Source organism: Pseudoroseicyclus tamaricis, from assembly GCF_012070395.1.
In the GTDB taxonomy this organism is placed as follows: Bacteria; Pseudomonadota; Alphaproteobacteria; order Rhodobacterales; family Rhodobacteraceae; genus Pseudoroseicyclus_A; species Pseudoroseicyclus_A tamaricis.
The window spans coordinates 650475-667708 of sequence record NZ_JAAFYS010000001.1 but is presented as its reverse complement, the minus strand read 5'-3'; the positions used below and the strand labels follow the sequence as shown (position 1 = coordinate 667708).

The 17234-nt window shown below is 67.6% G+C and carries 16 protein-coding genes and 1 tRNA gene; 11 read left to right on the top strand and 6 right to left on the bottom strand.

The annotated features are described in order from the left end of the window. Window positions 1-3 precede the first annotated feature (3 nt). Genes odhB through lpdA form a run of 4 tightly spaced genes read left to right on the top strand, consistent with a single transcriptional unit; the run spans window position 4 to window position 3658 of the window. A complete protein-coding gene (gene odhB / locus GY170_RS03050) occupies window positions 4-1245 on the top strand; it encodes a 2-oxoglutarate dehydrogenase complex dihydrolipoyllysine-residue succinyltransferase (RefSeq protein ID WP_163889850.1) in 1242 nt (413 codons plus the stop codon). Between the two features lie 4 nt (window positions 1246-1249). After that, window positions 1250-1801, top strand: a complete 552-nt coding sequence (locus GY170_RS03045; RefSeq protein WP_163889849.1) for a hypothetical protein — start codon at window positions 1250-1252, stop codon at window positions 1799-1801. Window positions 1802-1846: 45 nt separating this feature from the next. After that, window positions 1847-2242, top strand: a complete 396-nt coding sequence (locus GY170_RS03040; RefSeq protein ID WP_163889848.1) for an MAPEG family protein — start codon at window positions 1847-1849, stop codon at window positions 2240-2242. Window positions 2243-2272: 30 nt separating this feature from the next. Then, window positions 2273-3658, top strand: a complete 1386-nt coding sequence (gene lpdA, locus GY170_RS03035) for a dihydrolipoyl dehydrogenase (RefSeq protein ID WP_163889847.1) — start codon at window positions 2273-2275, stop codon at window positions 3656-3658. Between the two features lie 90 nt (window positions 3659-3748). On the opposite strand, the gene GY170_RS03030 is transcribed toward lpdA, so the two are convergent. The 4 genes from GY170_RS03030 to GY170_RS03015 all read right to left on the bottom strand — a co-directional run bounded on the left by GY170_RS03030 (window position 3749) and on the right by GY170_RS03015 (window position 7443). Then, the gene (locus GY170_RS03030) at window positions 3749-5056 is read right to left on the bottom strand and encodes a glycosyltransferase (protein ID WP_163889845.1); all 1308 of its coding nucleotides are present in this window, start codon (window positions 5054-5056) and stop codon (window positions 3749-3751) included. Window positions 5057-5178: 122 nt separating this feature from the next. Beyond that, a tRNA-Gln gene (locus tag GY170_RS03025) sits at window positions 5179-5253 on the bottom strand. A gap of 71 nt (window positions 5254-5324) precedes the next feature. Continuing rightward, the gene (locus tag GY170_RS03020) at window positions 5325-6671 is read right to left on the bottom strand and encodes a mechanosensitive ion channel domain-containing protein (RefSeq protein WP_163889844.1); all 1347 of its coding nucleotides are present in this window, start codon (window positions 6669-6671) and stop codon (window positions 5325-5327) included. A gap of 211 nt (window positions 6672-6882) precedes the next feature. Continuing rightward, on the bottom strand, window positions 6883-7443 hold the full coding sequence (locus GY170_RS03015; protein WP_163889842.1) for a hemerythrin domain-containing protein: 561 nt from the start codon (window positions 7441-7443) through the stop codon (window positions 6883-6885). Window positions 7444-7561: 118 nt separating this feature from the next. On the opposite strand from GY170_RS03015, the gene GY170_RS03010 reads away from it, so the two are divergent. The 5 genes from GY170_RS03010 (at window position 7562) to GY170_RS02990 (ending at window position 12419) form a co-directional block, all read left to right on the top strand. Further along, complete coding sequence (locus tag GY170_RS03010; protein ID WP_163889840.1) at window positions 7562-8941, top strand: aminotransferase family protein; 1380 nt, start codon at window positions 7562-7564, stop codon at window positions 8939-8941. 134 nt (window positions 8942-9075) lie between these two features. Next, window positions 9076-9342, top strand: coding sequence for a hypothetical protein (locus tag GY170_RS03005; RefSeq protein WP_163889838.1), 267 nt, complete (start codon window positions 9076-9078; stop codon window positions 9340-9342). A gap of 661 nt (window positions 9343-10003) precedes the next feature. Continuing rightward, on the top strand, window positions 10004-10180 hold the full coding sequence (locus tag GY170_RS03000; protein ID WP_163889836.1) for a hypothetical protein: 177 nt from the start codon (window positions 10004-10006) through the stop codon (window positions 10178-10180). Window positions 10181-10286: 106 nt separating this feature from the next. After that, window positions 10287-11276 (top strand): TraB/GumN family protein, encoded by a 990-nt coding sequence (locus tag GY170_RS02995; RefSeq protein ID WP_163889832.1) that lies wholly within the window; start codon window positions 10287-10289, stop codon window positions 11274-11276. Window positions 11277-11501: 225 nt separating this feature from the next. Further along, the gene (locus tag GY170_RS02990; RefSeq protein ID WP_163889830.1) at window positions 11502-12419 is read left to right on the top strand and encodes a manganese-dependent inorganic pyrophosphatase; all 918 of its coding nucleotides are present in this window, start codon (window positions 11502-11504) and stop codon (window positions 12417-12419) included. 363 nt (window positions 12420-12782) lie between these two features. On the opposite strand, the gene GY170_RS02985 is transcribed toward GY170_RS02990, so the two are convergent. Then, entirely contained in the window at window positions 12783-13967 is a 1185-nt protein-coding gene (locus GY170_RS02985) for an MFS transporter (RefSeq protein ID WP_163889828.1), read from the bottom strand. Window positions 13968-14131: 164 nt separating this feature from the next. Here GY170_RS02985 and GY170_RS02980 point away from each other — a divergent pair, with 164 nt between their 5' ends. Beyond that, complete coding sequence (locus GY170_RS02980) at window positions 14132-14716, top strand: TetR/AcrR family transcriptional regulator (protein WP_163889826.1); 585 nt, start codon at window positions 14132-14134, stop codon at window positions 14714-14716. A 198-nt stretch (window positions 14717-14914) separates the two neighbouring features. After that, the gene (locus tag GY170_RS02975) at window positions 14915-15793 is read left to right on the top strand and encodes a TIGR01459 family HAD-type hydrolase (protein ID WP_163889824.1); all 879 of its coding nucleotides are present in this window, start codon (window positions 14915-14917) and stop codon (window positions 15791-15793) included. 330 nt (window positions 15794-16123) lie between these two features. Here the strand turns inward: GY170_RS02975 and GY170_RS02970 are convergent, their stop codons facing one another. Next, window positions 16124-17089 carry a hypothetical protein gene (locus GY170_RS02970; RefSeq protein ID WP_163889822.1) on the bottom strand — a complete coding sequence of 322 codons (966 nt, stop codon included), beginning with the start codon at window positions 17087-17089 and terminating at the stop codon, window positions 16124-16126. Window positions 17090-17234: the final 145 nt, after the last annotated feature.

Below are 17234 nucleotides of genomic sequence, written 5' to 3'. Positions count from 1 at the left end.
ACCATGAGCACCGATGTCCGCGTCCCCACCCTGGGAGAAAGCGTCACCGAAGCCACCGTCGCCACCTGGTTCAAGAAGGCGGGCGACACCGTCGCCGCCGACGAGATGCTCTGCGAGCTGGAGACGGACAAGGTGACCGTCGAGGTCCCCTCGCCCGCCGCCGGCACGCTGGAAGAGATCGTGGCGGACGAGGGCGAGACGGTGGGCGTCGACGCCCTCCTCGCCAAGATCGCCGAGGGCGACGCCAAGCCCGCCGCCAAGAAGGACGACGAGCCGAAGGCTGAGGCCCCGAAAGAGAAGCAGCCCACCGAGGAGGAGCGCACGGGTGCTTCCTCTGACGAGGGCAAGGGCGAGCGCACCGACACCGAGGATGCCCCCTCCGCCAAGAAGCTGATGGAGGAGAAGGGCCTGTCCAAGGACGACGTCTCCGGATCCGGCAAGGACGGGCGGATCATGAAGGAGGACGTGCTGAACGCCCTGGGCAAGCCCGCCGCCGCCGATGCGCCGAAGCCGGCGCCGCGCGCCCCCGTCTCCGCCGACGACGCCTCCCGCGAGGAGCGCGTGAAGATGACGCGCCTGCGGCAGACCATCGCCCGCCGCCTGAAGGAGGCGCAGAACACCGCCGCCATGCTGACCACCTACAACGAGGTGGACATGGGCGCGGTGATGGACATCCGCAACGAGTACAAGGACCTGTTCCTCAAGAAGCACGGCGTGAAGCTCGGCTTCATGTCCTTCTTCGTGAAGGCCTGCTGCCATGCCCTCAAAGAGGTGCCGGACGTCAACGCCGAGATCGACGGCACCGATGTCGTCTACAAGAACTACGTGCACATGGGCGTCGCCGTCGGCACGCCGACCGGCCTCGTCGTGCCGGTGGTGCGCAACGCCGACCAGCGCGGCTTCGCCGACATCGAGAAGGAGATCGGCGACCTTGGCGTGAAGGCGCGCGACGGCAAGCTCTCCATGGCCGACATGCAGGGCGGCTCGTTCACCATCTCCAACGGTGGTGTCTACGGCTCGCTGATGTCCTCGCCGATCCTCAACCCGCCGCAATCGGGCATCCTCGGCATGCACAAGATCCAGGAGCGGCCGATGGTCGTGAACGGCCAGATCGTCGCCCGCCCGATGATGTACCTCGCGCTCAGCTACGATCACCGCATCGTCGACGGCAAAGGCGCCGTGACCTTCCTCGTGCGCGTGAAAGAAGCGCTGGAAGACCCGCGCCGGCTGCTGATGGATCTGTGAGGACGTGGCACTACGATTGGAAATCGACAGTGACTGGAGCGCGGCCGATTTTGCCGCGTTATTCAGAACGCTGGATGACCTCTATGCCAACTATCTCATGGTCTATTACTCGGACCCCTTTGTCCGTGTTCTAAATCGAGGCCGTGTCTTTGCATATGCCGATTCATTCGGCTACATGCCGCGCCTGCCGTCGCTGCAAGTAATCCGGATTAAGTACTCCTCCCCAGGCTTCACTGACCTTGCAGGTATTGCCGCAGTTGTTAGGGAGCTCCGGGAGCTAATACAGTTTATCATCAAGCTCTGGGTTGAGAGAAAAGATCGCGAACTTGACCGCAAGCAACGGGATATCGAGATCGCATCCCTGAAACTCGAATTCCTGCAAAAGTTTAAGAGTTTCACGGAAGAAGACCCAACCCCGAGTGGACAAGTTCTTCGGAGCTTTCAACGAGAGGAAGGTCAGCTTCCAAACATAGATGCGCTATTTGAAGCCGTGATCGATGGTCGGATCGTTGGTGCCTCCGACCCCGAGGAAGAAGAAGATTATTATGGGAATTAGCGGATTCGAAGGACGGTGGAGGTGCAGCTCAACCATAAGCCAGCCATGACCCCCGACCTCATCAACCTCGCCCTCGCCTGCTTCATCGTGGCGATCAACTGGCTGGCCCTTGTCTGGGTCGGCTGGAAGGACGTGGGCCGGGCCGGCGCCACTGGCAGCCGGGACGATGAAAAGGCGCCGAAGCCCGGGGCCATGACCAACCGGCTCAACCGGGCGCTGACCAATAGCTACCAGGCGCTGGCGCTCTTCACGGCGGCCATCGTCCTCATAGTCCTCTCCGACAGCGGCATGGGGCTGACGGCGATCCTCGGCTGGATTTTCCTCGCCGCAAGGGCAGCCTACATCCCCATCTACGCCCTCGACCTCAATCCGTGGCGGAGCGTCGTCTGGGCCATCGGCCTCTTCGCGACGCTCGCCCTCGTTCTCGTGGCGCTCCTGTGAGCGCCCCCTCACCCAACCGGAGGAACTCATATGTCCGCCTATGACGTCATCATCATCGGGGCCGGCCCGGGCGGCTATGTCATGGCCATCCGCTGCGCGCAACTCGGCCTCAAGACCGCCGTGGTCGAAGGGCGGGAGACGCTGGGCGGCACCTGCCTGAACGTCGGCTGCATCCCGTCGAAGGCGCTCCTCCACGCCAGCCACATGCTGCACGAGGCGGAGGCGAACTTCGCCGAGATGGGGCTGGAGAACGAGACCAAAGTCGATTTCACCAAGATGATGGCCTACAAGGAGAAGACCATCGGCCAGAACACCGGCGGCGTGGAATTCCTCTTCAAGAAGAACAAGATCGACTGGCTGAAAGGCTACGGCTCGATCCCCGAGGCCGGCAAGGTCAAGGTCGGCGACGAGGTTCACGAGGCCAAGCACATCGTCATCGCCACCGGCTCGGAGCCGGCGAGCCTGAAGGGTGTCGAGGTCGACGAGGAGACCATCGTCACCTCCACCGGCGCGCTGGAGCTGAAGGAGATCCCGAAGCGGCTGACCGTCATCGGCGCCGGGATCATCGGGCTGGAGCTGGGCAGCGTCTATGCCCGGCTCGGCAGCGAGGTGACGGTGATCGAGTTCCTCGACCACATCACCCCGGGGCTCGACGGGGAGATTGCGCGCAACTTCCAGAAGATGCTCGCCAAGCAGGGGCTGAGCTTCCACATCGGCGCTGCCGTGCAGAGCGCCGAGACAGGCGATGCCGGCGTGACGGTGACCTACAAGAGCCGCAAGGACGACAGCGAGTCGACGGTCGAGGCCGACGTGGTGCTCGTGGCCACCGGCCGGCGGCCGTACGTGAGCGGGCTGGGGCTGGAAGAGCTGGGCGTGAAGATGACCGAGCGCGGCCAGGTCTGGACGGATGAGCACTACAAGACCAACGTCGACGGCGTCTACGCCATCGGCGACGTGCGCGAGGGGCTGATGCTGGCGCACAAGGCCGAGGACGAGGGCATGGCCCTCGCCGAGCGTCTGGCGGGCCAGGCGGGGCACGTGAATTACGAGGTGATCCCGAGCGTCGTCTACACGCATCCCGAGGTGGCCTCCGTCGGCAAGACCGAGGAGCAGCTGAAGGAGGAGGGCCGCGCCTACAAGGTCGGCAAGTTCCCCTTCATGGGCAATGCGCGGGCCAAGGCGGTCTTTGCCGCCGAGGGCTTCGTGAAGATCCTCGCCGACAAGGAGACGGACCGCGTGCTCGGCTGCCACCTGATCGGGCCGGCGGCGGGCGACCTGATCCACGAGATCTGCGTGGCGATGGAGTTTGGCGCGGCGGCGGAAGACGTGGCGCGCACCTGCCACGCGCACCCGACCTTCTCCGAAGCCGTGCGCGAGGCGGCGCTGGCCTGCGGCGACGGGCCGATCCACGCCTGACGGACCCGCTTGTCCGCCCTGCCGGGCGGCCTCGCAAGGGCGGCGGGGAGCGGGGCTCTCCGTCGCCGCTCCTCCCCCATCATCGACAGATCAGCGACCGGCGGCCTGAAGGCTGCGGGAGCGCTCGGCATTCGGCCGGCCGAGGCGGCCGTTGATGTAGCGCACCGCCTCGGCCACGCCATCCTCGAGGTCGAGCCGGGAGGCGAGCGCCGAGGCGCGGCGGTGCATCTGCGGCTGGTCGGCGGAGGCGATGGCGGCGGCGAGGGTCTCGGCCGTCAGGCGGCGGCGGGGGATCGGCGCGGCGCCGACGCCCAGCGCCGCCGTCCGCGCGCCCCAGAAGGGCTGGTCGCCGAAGAAGGGCACGATGGCCTGCGGTGCGCCGGAATGCAGCGCCTCCGCCGTTGTGCCCGCGCCGCCATGGTGCACGATGGCCGCCATGCGCGGGAAGAGCCAGCGGTAGGGCAATGGTGGCACGGCGATGAGATCGTCCGACGCCGCCACCTCCAGCCCCGCCCAGCCGCGCGCCACCACGCCGCGGCGGCCGGCCTGGGCCAGTGCCTGCGCCACCAGCCGCGCGAGCGCCGCCGGATCGGAGCTGGGCATGGAGCCGAAGCCGACGAAGACGGGCGGCGGGCCGGCGTTGAGAAACGCCTCCAGCTCCGGCGACGGGGTGAAGGCCTCATCGTCCGGCAGGCGCCAGTAGCCGGTCAGCAGCGCCTCCGGCGGCCAGTCGGCCGGGCGCGGCAGCACGGAGGGGCTGATCGGGTGGATGACGGGGATGAGGCCGGCGCCGCGGGGGCGCAGGATCTCCGCCGTGCTGCCGAGCGGCGGCAGGCCGAGGCGGACGCGGAAGCGCGCGACGGTGCGGCGGAACATGGCGTAGGAGAGGCCGACGAGCCGGTAGCTGAGCAGGTTCAGCGCCGGCAGCGGCGCGACGTTGAGGCTGGCGGCGAAATCGGCGGTGGGGATGATCAGCGGCTGCAGCGTCACCATGAAGGCCGGGATGCCCCAGGCCTCGGCGATATGGGCGCCGGCCATGCCCTTGGGGTGGTAGATGATGGCATCGGGGCGCACCGCCTCGGCCGCCGTCAGCGCATCGTCCATCATCGCGGAGTTCATCGCCCCCGCCCCGCGCGAGAGGCGGAAGGCGGCCCAGCCGCGCGCCATGAGGCCGCGGTTGCCCTCGATCATCGTCTTGCCCGCGGGCGTGTCGATCTGGTCGAGCGAGGCATCGTCGATCGTGTGGAAGTCCAGCCCGAAGGAGCGCACCCAGCCCGCGAAGCGCCCGGCCGTCGCGAGCGCCACCTGGTGGCCGGACGCCTTCAGCCCGAGGCCGAGTGCGACATAAGGCTCCACGTCGCCGCGCGAGCCGTACGTGATGATCAGTATGCGCCCCACGTCACCTCCTGCCCGAGGGATTTACGCGAAGCCGTGCGGGTTTCAAGCCGATCCCGGCATCGCGGCGGGCGGCAGGGCCCCGGCAGAGACCGCGGGGCGAGGCATCAGGGATGGGGGAGTGCTGGCTGGGGAGGCAGGACTCGAACCTGCAACCTACGGTACCAAAAACCGGCGCGCTACCATTGCGCCACTCCCCATCAGCGATGGCGGTTCTACGCAAAGCTCGAAAAGGGTGCAAGAGCCGAAACCGGCGAAAAATGCCCGCGCTTCACTCCTGCCGGGCATGGGGGTTGAGGAGATCCTGCTCCTGCCGGCGCCCCCTCTCCGCATCGACGATGCGGTCGAGTTCTCCCTCCTGATCGGGGGTCACCGGGGCCACCGGCTCCTCCACCGGGGCCGACGGGCGGGCGGGGGTGGCGGGCGCGGCGCCCTCCTTCTCCTCCTGCTCCTCCGGCTCGGGCACGGAGGGTGGGGTGCCGGCGATCTGCAGCGTGTAGGTATCGTTCGGCATGGCGATGCCGCCTTCGGTGAAGGCGAGCATCACCTGCCGCATCGCCTCCCCCCGCGCCTTGAGGATCGACGTCTCGCGCTGGTCGATCCAGCCGGCGGTGGTGACCTGGATGCCGGAGGGCGTCACCTCCCCCAGCCAGGCCTGCGCGCCGGGCGTGGGCAGCACGAAGGGCAGCGCCTGCACCGTCTGCACGGCGAGGTCGGTCACGTCCATCAGGTCCACCGACGGGTCCACCGTCAGGGTGAAGACGAAGCGCCGCTCGGCGTTCTGCGTGTAGTTGACGATGCGGCTCTTGAAGACGGTCGCGTTGGGGATGCGGATGTGGTTGCCGTCGAAGCTGAGGATGATCGTGGCGCGGGAGGTCAGGCGGATCACCTTCCCCTCGTCGCCGCCGATCTCGATGATGTCGTTCGGCCGGAAGGGCTGGCGGATGGAGAGCATGACGGAGGCGATGTAGTTCTCCACCGTATCCCGCACCGCGAAGCCGACGGCAAGGCCGACGATGCCGGCGGCGCCGAGGATCGTGCCGAGCAGCGCCGAGGCGTCGGCCACGTCGAGCGCCAGCACGATGGCGACGATGATGAAGACCACCAGCACCGCCTGCCGGTAGAGATCGGCTATGAAGGCATTCGGCGCCAGACGCTCCCAAGGCTGGCGGCGGCGGCTGAGCAGGGTGCCGAGGCCGACGATCACCGCGAAGACGAGGACGGCGATCAGGATGAGCGGCAGCGCGGTATAGACCTGCCACATCCGCGCCTGGAACCGCTCGAAGGCGGGATCGAGCTTGCGCCCGAGATCCGCCGTCTCCGCCGCCTCGTTTCGGATCGCCACCACCCCCTCAACCCGGGCGGCGAGGTCGCTCAGCATCTCCGCCTCGGCCAGCGAGTCGGTGGTGCCGCGGAAGGTGACGATGCCGCCGGAGACATCGACGGAGACATCCGCGTAATTGCCGAGCGCGCCGATGATGTCGCGGATGCGGGCGGCGATGGCGGCGTCCGAAGCGCCGTCCGCCTCGGCGGCGATGGGGCCGGTCGGCGCCACTTCCTGCGCGGCGAGAGGAGCGGCGAGGAGACAGAGGCAGAGGAGAAGGCGGATCAGCGGCATGCGGGGCAGCCTAGACGCCGGGACGAGGGAGGGGAAGGCGCGGGGATGCGGGGCGAGGAGTGCGGAGCGCCTGCGGCGCGTGGCTATAGGTGCGGTGGGGGCGCTGCCCCCACACCCCCGAGGTATTTTGGGCCAGATGAAACAGGCGGCCCAGGGGAGAGGGGGCGCGAGGCTGGCGCGGCGGGCTCTGGCGGCGCCCCCTCAAGGGGGGTCAGACGCCGATGTTGAAGACGCCGAGGGCGTCGCCGATGCTGTCCTCCTCGTAGCCGAGGTGGGAGAGCAGGAAGGCCTCGAGGCGGGTATTGGTGGCCACCGCCGCCTCGAACTTCTGCTGGCTGGGGTTGGCGTTGAGCGCGTTGAGCTCGTCGATCAGCTGCATGAGGAGGTGGTGGACGGCGTCATGCTCTTCCCCGAGGCGCTGGACGACGGCGCGGAAGGCGACGGCCTTCTGGGAGAGCGCCGGGAACATGTGCGCATCCTCGATGGAATGGTGCATGTGCACGATCTGGCAATGCTGGCCGCAGAGGGCGCCGAAGCGGCGCAGGTTCTTCACCCAGCCGACCTTGTCGAGCGCCACCTCGGCGCCGCCCTCGGGCAGCCCGCCGTCGCGGGCGGCGAGCACGATCTGGCGCAGCACCTCCATGTTGCGGCGCTGGTGATCGTGGATCATCTTCAGGTGCTGGCCCGGCATCTTCTGCTGGGGAGTCACGTTCTCCAGCTTCGGCGCTTCAGGGCGGGTTGCCGGATCCGGCAGGGTGATCTCTTCGGCCATGCGTGCCTCCTTTCCGGGCGGTGCGCGTGGCGCGTCCCGGGACAGCGAACAAAACGGATGCGCAGGGCCGGGCGATCTGCCATCTCTCGGGCAGCATCAGCCGAGAAAGGAGCGGGCCATGGACGATCTGCGCAGCAACGATCCCGAGGGGGTGATCGCCGCGGACAAGGCCCATGTGTGGCATCACCTCATCCAGCACAAGCCCTTCGAGACGATCGATCCCAGGATCATCGTCGAAGGCAAGGGTATGCGGGTCTGGGATATCCGCGGGCGCGAGTACCTCGACGCCGTCTCCGGCGGGGTCTGGACGGTGAATGTCGGCTACGGACGGGAGCGCATCGCCGACGCCGTGCGCGACCAGCTGGTGAAGATGTGCTACTTCGCCGGGGCCTCGGGCACCGTCGCCGGGGCGGAGTTCGCCGAGCGGCTGATCTCCAAGATGCCGGGGCTGAGCCGGGTTTATTACGCCAACTCCGGCTCGGAGGCGAACGAGAAGGCCTTCAAGATGGTGCGGGCGATCAGCCACAAGCACCATGGCGGCAAGAAGGGCAAGATCCTCTACCGCGACCGCGATTACCACGGTACCACCATCGGCGCCCTCTCCGCCGGCGGCCAGCAGGAGCGCAATGCCCGCTTCGGGCCATTTGCGCCCGGCTTCATCGAGGTGCCGCATTGCCTGGAATACCAGGCGCAGCCGGAGCTGGCGGGGCCCGACTACGGGGTGAAGGCGGCCGAGGCCATCGAGGCCGTGATCCTCCGCGAGGGGCCCGACGAGATCGGCGCGCTCTGCCTGGAGCCCGTGACGGCCGGCGGTGGCTGCATCGTGCCGCCCACCGGCTACTGGGAGAAGGTGCAGGAGATCTGCCGCAAGTACGACATCCTCCTCCACATCGACGAGGTGGTCTGCGGGCTGGGGCGCACGGGCACCTGGTTCGGCTACCAGCAGTTCGGGGTGGAGCCGGATATCGTCACCATGGCGAAGGGGGTGGCGAGCGGCTACGCCGCCATCTCCACCTGCGTGACGACGGAGGCGGTGTTCGACGCCTTCAAGGATGCCGACGATCCGCTCGGGCACTTCCGCGACATCTCCACCTTCGGCGGCTGCGCCTCTGGCCCCGTCGCGGCGCTGGAGAACATGAAGATCATCGAGGAGGAGGGGCTCTGCGAGAACTCCGCCGCGATGGGGGAATACCTGCTGGAGGGCTTCCGAAAGCTGGAGGCCAAGCACGAGGCCATCGGCGAGGTCCGCGGCCTCGGCCTCTTCGCCGGGATCGAGCTGGTGGAGAGCCGCGAGAGCCGCAAGCCGCTGACCGAGAAGCTGGTCGGCCGGGTGCAGGCGGAGGCGCTGGCCGACGACGTGATGATCGGCGCCGCCAACCGCTCCGTCCCCGGCTACAACAACGTGCTGCTCTTCGCGCCGGCGCTGATCGCGACGCGGGACGATATCGACCGGATCGTGGCGGCGGTGGATGCCGGGCTGACGCGGGCGCTGGCCTGAGGGGCGGCGCGGGGTGGGCCGAGGCGGAGGGGGCCTGTCTGCCCCCGCTGCCTGCGGCAGCCCCGAGGAGTTATGGGACCGAAGACAGGGGCCGGGCATGTCGTGCGCGGCCACCGGGCTGAGGGAGGACGGCGATGAGTGAGGACAAGGCGCCGCGGCGCGGGATCAACTACGACGCGCTCTACGAGCCGCCGAAGGGGCATGAGGGCGCCGCGCCGGCAAAGGCCGGGCCGGTGTCGGGCGGCGGGCTGTCGCTCGACGGGTTCTTCGCAACGCCCCCGGCGGAGGCCGAGCCGCGAGTCGCGAAGGAGGAGACGCCGGCGAAGGCGGGGGCGCGGGGCGTGCCGTCGCTGGACGGGTTCTTCGCGCCGCCGAAAGGGCGGGACACGCCGGAGGAGTAGGCCCGGGCGGCTGTGTCATCCCCGCCATAGCCCGCCGCTGGCGGGTGCGGATTTCCGGACCCCCGGAAAAAGGGGGTTGGCAGAATTGTGATCGCCCGTTATCAGCCGTCGCATCGTCATTCCTGACGGAGGGCTCGCGCATGAACTGGACAACCTGCTTCCTCGGCTAGACGCCGCCGCCAGCCCGTTCGGGAGCTGATCGCTCCCGCTTTCCCAGACACCAGACCCGTATCGCACCGACGGCCCCGCGCCGTCCGGTCCCCGGCCCCGGCCCGCGCATCCTGCGCCCGGCCTTCGCCCGATGCGGCCCATTTTCCCAGCTTGCGGGGCGTATTGCGCCCCGAAAGACCGGGGCCCCTTGGCCCCACATCACCCGAGAGGGGGCCCCGGCCCCCGCAAACCTGAAAGGACGACAGGAATGCTTCACACCACCGCCACGCTCTTCACGGGTGCCCTGCGCCCATCCTGCCTCGCACACCGGACCGACCGCCCGCATGGCGCGGCCGCGGAATGGCCCGAACCCGAGACATGTCCCCCCATATCCGGCTGAACTGACCTGACGCCGGAGGAATATTTCAGGATTATCAAGATGTTTCCTCCTTTCCACGATCTTCCGCACTCGGTCCACCGGGCGGATGTCTTTCCCACCGAAGAGCGCCGCGTGATCCGGCGTTCTGCCCCGGAGCGGCTGCGGTTCGAGCCGCTGCATGCCGGGGCCCCTGTCGTCCCCCTCCTGCCCCTGAGCGTGGAGCCCGCCCCGGCGCGGCCGAAGCGCGGATGGGGGTTTGGCTGGTTCGCCCGCATCCGGCGCCAGCCCACCCTCGCGCCGCAGATGTGATGCGGCGCGCCGGCACCGGCCCTTTCCAGCCGGTGCCGGCCCTCTCCCCTTCCCTCCCCGGCCGCACCTGCTAAGCGTAGCATCGACCCCAGACGGGAGACTTCCGATGCGCCGCCTCCTCGCCCCCCTCGCCTTCGCCCTCACCGCCCTTGCCGGGCCGCTCCTCGCCGCCTGCGACGGTCCCAGCCTGCTGGAGACGATGGGGGCGGAGGATCGCGCCCGCCTCGACGCGATGGCGCAGGAGGTGCCCTTCGGAGACGGCGTGATCTGGCGGGCCGACAAGGACGGCCACCGCATCATCCTCGCCGGCACGATGCACCTGCCCGATCCGCGGGCGGAGGCGCTGACCACCCGGCTGTCGCGCATCATGAAAGGCGCCGACCTCGCGCTCTTCGAGATGACGCGCAAGGAGGAGGCGGAGATGACGGAGGCCCTCACCGAGGATCCCACCCGCATGCTCATCACCGAGGGGCCGGACCTGCGCGAGCGGCTCGATCCGCAGACGTGGGAGGTCCTCTCCGAGGCGGCCGAGGCGCGGGGCATCCCGCCCGTCTTCGCCGCCCGCGTGCAGCCGTGGTTCCTCGTCCTCACCCTCTCGGCGCCGCCCTGCCTCGCCGGAGGGGAGGCGCTGACCGGCGGGCTCGACCACCAGCTGATGGATGCCGCCACCGCCGCGGGCATCGAGACAAGGGCGCTGGAGCCCTGGGACACGCTGCTCACCATCGTCGAGGCGGCGGACCCGGAGGAGGAGCTCGACATGCTCCGCCTCTCGTTGCAGCCGCCCGAGCTGCAGGAGCAGCTCTTCAACGCCGTGCTGGACCTCTACTTCGAGGAGTGCGTCGGCGCGATCATGGCACTGACCACCCTCTCCGCCGAGCTCTCCCCCGGCGTCGATCTCGAGGAGGCGATGGAGGCCAATGCCATGGCCGAGGACGCGCTGCTCTACGGGCGCAACGACAGCTGGCTGCCGCTGATCCTCTCCGCCGGGGAGGCCAACGCCAAGACCTTCGTCGCCGTCGGCGCCGCCCACCTGCCCGGCGAGCGCGGGCTGCTGCAGGGTCTGCAGGACGCCGGCTGGACGATCTCTCCTCCCTGATCCCCCGGGGCAAGGCGCGCCCCGCGGCGCCCGCCCCCTCTCGCCCTTTTCCAAATACCTCCGGGGGGCCCGAAGGGCGGGGGCAACGCCCCCTCCGCCCTCTGCCTTGCGCACCGGCCGCGGGGGGCAAAGCCCTTCCGCCTCAAGCTCGCAAACCCGTGACAGCCTCTCCCCCCGCGCCTATAAGGCCCGCGATCAATTTCCCTCAGCCTCGCAGGACTGCCCATGACCACGCTCGTATTCGGCCACAAATCGCCCGACACAGATTCCACCGGCTCGCCGCTCATCTGGGCGTGGTATCTCTCCACCCATCGGGACACGCCGGCCGAGGCGCGCCTGCTCGGCAAGCCGAACACCGAGGCGGCCTTCGTCCTGCAGCGCTGGGGCTTCGACGAGCCGCCGCTGCTCGAGGGGATGGACGGCCATGACATCGTCATCGTCGACACCAACAACCCCACCGAGCTGCCGGAGGGGATCAACGACGCCTCGCTCGTGCAGATCATCGACCACCACAAGCTGACCGGCGGCATCGAGACGAAGGCCCCGATCGACATCACCATCAAGCCGCTCGCCTGCACGGCCACCATCATGCACAACCTGATGGGCCCGAACGGCGACGACATGCCCGAAGGCATCAAGGGGCTGGCGCTCTCCTGCATCCTCTCCGACACGCTGGAGTTCCGCTCGCCGACGACGACGGGGCAGGATCGCGAGCTGGCCGAGAAGCTGGCCGCCGAGCTCGGCGTCTCGATCCCCGACTACGCGGCCGAGATGTTCGCCGCCAAGTCCGACGTCTCCGCCTTCTCGGATGCCGAGCTGCTGCGCATGGATTCCAAGGAATACGAGGTGGACGGCACCTCCTTCCGCGTCTCGGTGCTGGAGACGACCTCGCCGGAGACGGTGCTCTCCCGCAAGGCCTCGCTGATGGAGACGATGCCGGCCGTCGCCACCGAGGACGGCGTGGACCAGGTGCTGCTCTTCGTCGTCGACATCCTCAAGGAGGAGGCGACGATGCTGGTGCCGAACGATCTGGTGAAGATCGTCGCCGAGAAGAGCTTCGGCGCCACCGTCTCCGGCGACAGCGTCGTCCTGCCGGGCGTCATGTCCCGCAAGAAGCAGATCATCCCGGCCCTCAAGGTCTGATTGCTCTCGGCTCGCCGCCCCGCGCGGCGAGCCTCCGCGACCTGCCTGGTTCCGGCTTCCGAACCGACCCGTAGGGTGGGTTTTTAACTCACCTCCCCCTTGACCACCGGGAACGACGTCCGCAGGCGCAGGGCGAGCGCCGGCCCGTGGGGTGGCGCTCCAACGGTCCCGCTCCTTGATTTATTGTGCAAGTGCCTCCCCGCTCTGAGCGCAGCGCCAAAGGCACCAGAGCGCCAGCCCGCGGGACGGGCCGGCGCTCGCCCTGCGCCTTTGGCGCGCACCGGTCGGGAGAACAGCTCCGGGCACGGCGCCACCCCGTAGGGTGAGTTTCCAACCCACCGCCACCCACGCCCAAGCAGCCCCTCAGGCCGCCGCCAGCGCCGGCCCCCGCTCGCGGAACGTCAGGAGCACCAGCACCGCCATCGCCGCTAGGAGCACCGCCATCGCCTCGAACGTCCCCGCAAAGCCGAAGGTGTCGATCAGCGGCTGGCTGACCAGCGGCGAGACGAACTGGCCGAGGAAGACGCTCGTCGTCACCGCGCCGGAGGCGAGGCCCCGGCGGTGCGCCGGCACCACGTCCAGCGCGATGGAGAGGAACGTCGGCCAGACGAGCCCCGCCGCGAGGCCGAGAAGCACACCGCCCGCCAGCACCACGCCGTAGCTCGGCGCGATGCCGAAGATGGCGAAGCCGGCGGCGAAGAGCGCGAAGCCCAGCGTCGGCGTCAGCGCCCGCCCCAGCCGCGCCCGCACCCGGCCGTAGGCGAGGGAGGAGAGCCCGCCGAAGAGCGTCACCCCGGCGACCAGCTTCGCGGCGGCGGCCGGCTCGTCATGGCCGAGGGTTGTCAGGTAAAAGGGCATCTGCGTCGGCAGCATGTAGAAGGCCACGAAGTTCAGCCCCGCCAGCAGGATGACCACGCACAGCAGCAGCACCCAGCCGCGCTCTCCCGCCTCCTCCGGATGCGCGCGCTCCTGCGCCTCGCCGCGCGGCGGCTCCGTCAGCGAGAGCCAGAGGAACGGCAGATAGGCCAGCCCGATCAGGTAGATGACGAAGGGCGCGAAGGGCGACATCCCCGCCAGCACGCCGGCGATCAGCAAAAAGATGAAGCCGGAGAAGTTGGTGGCGGCGATCTGCACGCCCATGAAGCGGCCGCGCTGCTCGCCATGGAAGTAGTCGCCGATCAGCGCCGTCTGAGCGGTCATGATCAGCGCCACGCCGAGGCCGAGGACGAGCCGGCTGGCGAGGATCAGCGGCAGCGTCGGCAGCCACAGGCCGCCGGAGCCGGCGATGGCGAAGAGGGCGATGCCGATGAGCAGCTGCCGCTTGCGCCCGAAGCGGTCGGCCATCATCCCCGCGAAGGGGGCGAAGACGGCGACGAGCAGCGACGGCGCCGTCACCAGCAGGCGGGAGAGCAGCTCGGCATTGGGAGAGGCGGCAAAGTGCTCGCCGATGCCGGGCAGCGAGGGGCTGATGATCTGGTTGGAAAGAATGGTCAGCGTGGCGGCCATGAGCAGGGCCACGGCGCGCCGGTCGCGCAAAAGAGACAGCATATGCGGGCTTTCGAGACAGGTGCGGGCACGTCACAGGTGCGTGCAAGGGCCTGTCGGGGCAAGGGGACGGGGGTTACAGATTACAAAATTCGTATATTGTAGCTTTCACAGCGTCAAGCCGGCGCCGGGACGGATCGGCGACGGCGGGAGGACGGAGCGACAGGATGCCACGCACGGGGATGAGCGCCGGGGAACTGCGCGAGACGGCGACGGATGTCGCGATATGCCGGATGCGCAAGGTCGGCTACGGCAAGCTGCGGCTCACCGATGTCGCGGCGGAGATGGGGCTGTCGCACGCGGCGCTCTATGCGCATTTCTCCAGCAAATCCGACCTTTTGGACGCCGTCGTGCGGCGCTGGCTGGCCGAGAAGGAGGCGACGCTGGGCGAGGTCGCCGCCGGCCCCGGACCGGCGGAGGCGCGGATCGAGACGTGGGCCCTGACGCTCCACCGCATCTCGCGGGAGCGGGCGCTGCGCGATCCGGAGCCTTGCCAGGCTTACGATTTTGCCTCCGCCGCCGCCCGGCCCGTGGTCACCGCCCATAGGGAGGCGCTGCGGGCGCAGCTTGCCGGGCTCCTTGGCGAGGCGGGGTTCGATGAGGATGGCGCGCCGCTGATGCTGGAGGCGCTGCGCGCCTTCCAGCATCCCCAGCTCGTCGCGCGGCATATCGAGGAAGACCGGGAGCCGATGCTGCGCCGGATCGTCTCCACCCTCCTCGCCGGGCTGAAGGCCGGGGCGCCGGTCGCCTGACGGCCGGTCACAGGGCGTGCACCGCACGTGCACAGCACGTGCACCGGCGGAGCGGCCTCGCGGGCCACCTCGGAACGGGCGGTCTGCCGGCCTCGCCCGCCCGCCGCCCGCCCGGACGGCTGCCAGCGCGGCGGCCGGAACGCTGGCCGGCGGGCGGCGTTGTCGCTATGGCTCGACAGGCAGCCAGAGGAGCCCCCCGTGACCGAGATCATCACTTCCTTCGCCGACATTTCGCAGCGCTATGCCGCGGCCTTCGTCGACCTCTGGGGCTGCATGCACAACGGCGTGTCGGCCTACCCCGACGCGGTGGAGGCGATGCGCGCCTTCCGCTCCGGAGGCGGCAAGGTCGTCCTCCTCACCAACGCGCCCCGCTCGCGGGCCGAGGTCGCCCGGCAGATCGAGGGGCTGGGCATCCCCGAGGAGTGCTACGACATCATCGCCACCTCCGGCGATGCCGCCCGGACCGCGATGTTCCAGGGCGCCGTCGGCTCCCGCGTCTTCTTCATGGGCGAAGAGCGCGACAAGACCTTCTTCGAGCCCCTGCAGATCGTCAAAGACCCGACCCCGATCGAGCTGGTGCCGCTCGACGAGGCCGAGGGCATCGTCTGCTGCGGCCCGTTCGATCCGCATGCCGCGCCGGAGGAGCTGCGCCCCGAGCTGCTGCTCGCCAAGACCCGCGGGCTGACGCTGCTCTGCGCCAACCCCGACCTGATCGTCGACCGGGGGGACAGCCGGGAATACTGCGCCGGGGCCGTCGCCGAGCTCTACGAGAAGATGGGGGGCGAGGCGCTCTACTTCGGCAAGCCCCACCCGCCGATCTACGACCTCGCCCGCCGCCGCCTCGCCAGCCTCGGCGACCTGCCGGCCGACGGCCGCATCGTCGCCATCGGCGACGGCATCGCGACGGACATCGCCGGGGCGGCGGGGGAGGACATCGACTCGCTCTTCATCACCGGCGGTCTGGCGGCGGAGGAGACGCGGACCCAACCCGGCGGCCAACCGGAAGGCGGCGCGCTCGGGGCTTTCCTGCAGACGGCGATGATGACGCCGACCTATGCGATGGGGTTCTTGCGGTAGGGGGGAGAACCGGGCAGGTGCTTTCGACGCGAAACCGGGTAGATTGTAAGCAGGCGATCTCGATGTCCCGTCGGGAATTTCGCGTCTATTGCAACGTCACCCGAAATTCGCCGCGCCGCGCCAGTAGCGCCGAAGCCGCCGTTCAGGAGGCGCGCGTCAAACGGTTAAATAGAGCCCCCAAACAAAGAAGCCACGCTGCGTTGTCTCTGATTGGATGCTACAACCGCCCCCTCGCAAACAGGAACTAGAGCACTTTCGACCCTAGTATGAGAATTTCTATTCTGGCCATCTGCAGCGCCAAGCTGACCATTTTGCCATTCGGAAGCTGTGTTAGTAAAGATTTGCATTTAGCCCAAAGAAATGATTCCTACTTCTCTTGTTGCCGATGGCTTCATCCAGCATGTCAATGAGCGCATCCTTTTGCTCGGCGTGTTCAAGGAACTGGTTCCGGCGGAAAGCATCAGAAATCTGCGGGGGCTTGCCAAGAAAAAACAATTTCTCCTTTGAGTAGATTTGGGTAATACCATTTACCCATTCGACCATCCATGGAGGCACACTAATAGACGCGCAGTTTGGAGTAGAACGCATCGCCATTGGGGTACAAAAATAGACACACAAATGCGGAGTAAGTGGAAGCAAAGCTCTGCCGTTGATCCGATTTGCTACAAGGTTGCCGGTGAGCCAGTCCAAACTACCGTCGCCGAAGATGAACTTCTTTAACGGCGAGTGCATCAACACAAAATACTGGTTCGAGATAAGTCCGCTCATACATAGTTTTTTAGCGATCCTATAGTTTTGGACCATATTGCCTTTTCCAACTTCCTCATCCGGGGGCAAACCGATCATCTCGGGGTACCCTTCATACCGGGAGCGGCTTCCAGGACTGCGTATCAGCAGAGAATACAAAAACAATAACAACCCCCGGTGAAGCTGCTCTTCTAGATGATAGAATTTGCACATGTCGTGAAGTGATCTGTCCTTCTTTCCTAGCATCTTGATCAGCGCGAAAAATTCTTTCGGCGTTCGCCCGAGGGGCGTCATCCCTTGAAGGGCGGAGATTATCTTGTGAACCTCATTGTCGATATCAAACTCGTACTCAAAGTTACTTTCCCAATCTGTACCGCGAAAAATTGTGTGGCCATGAATTTTGAAGCCAATCTTTCTGTTAACGGATCGCTTCTTCTCAATACATCCGCCTGGCCCGATCCATGAAACGTAGCCGAACCTGTCCGTCCAATAACTTTGCAGGCCAACAGGCCACCAATGGTGGTTTCTCGAACTCCTGCCACTTGCCATACACCTCTCCCTTTTTCTTGGGAGCAGCATATTTTGGATTTGAATACCAACTCAAGGAAAAAGAGAGGGTATTACGGCCCCATTCGGCTGGTGATGGAAGCTAATTGGGACGCAGCGAACAGCCGCATCCCGCCCCCGGCCGTTA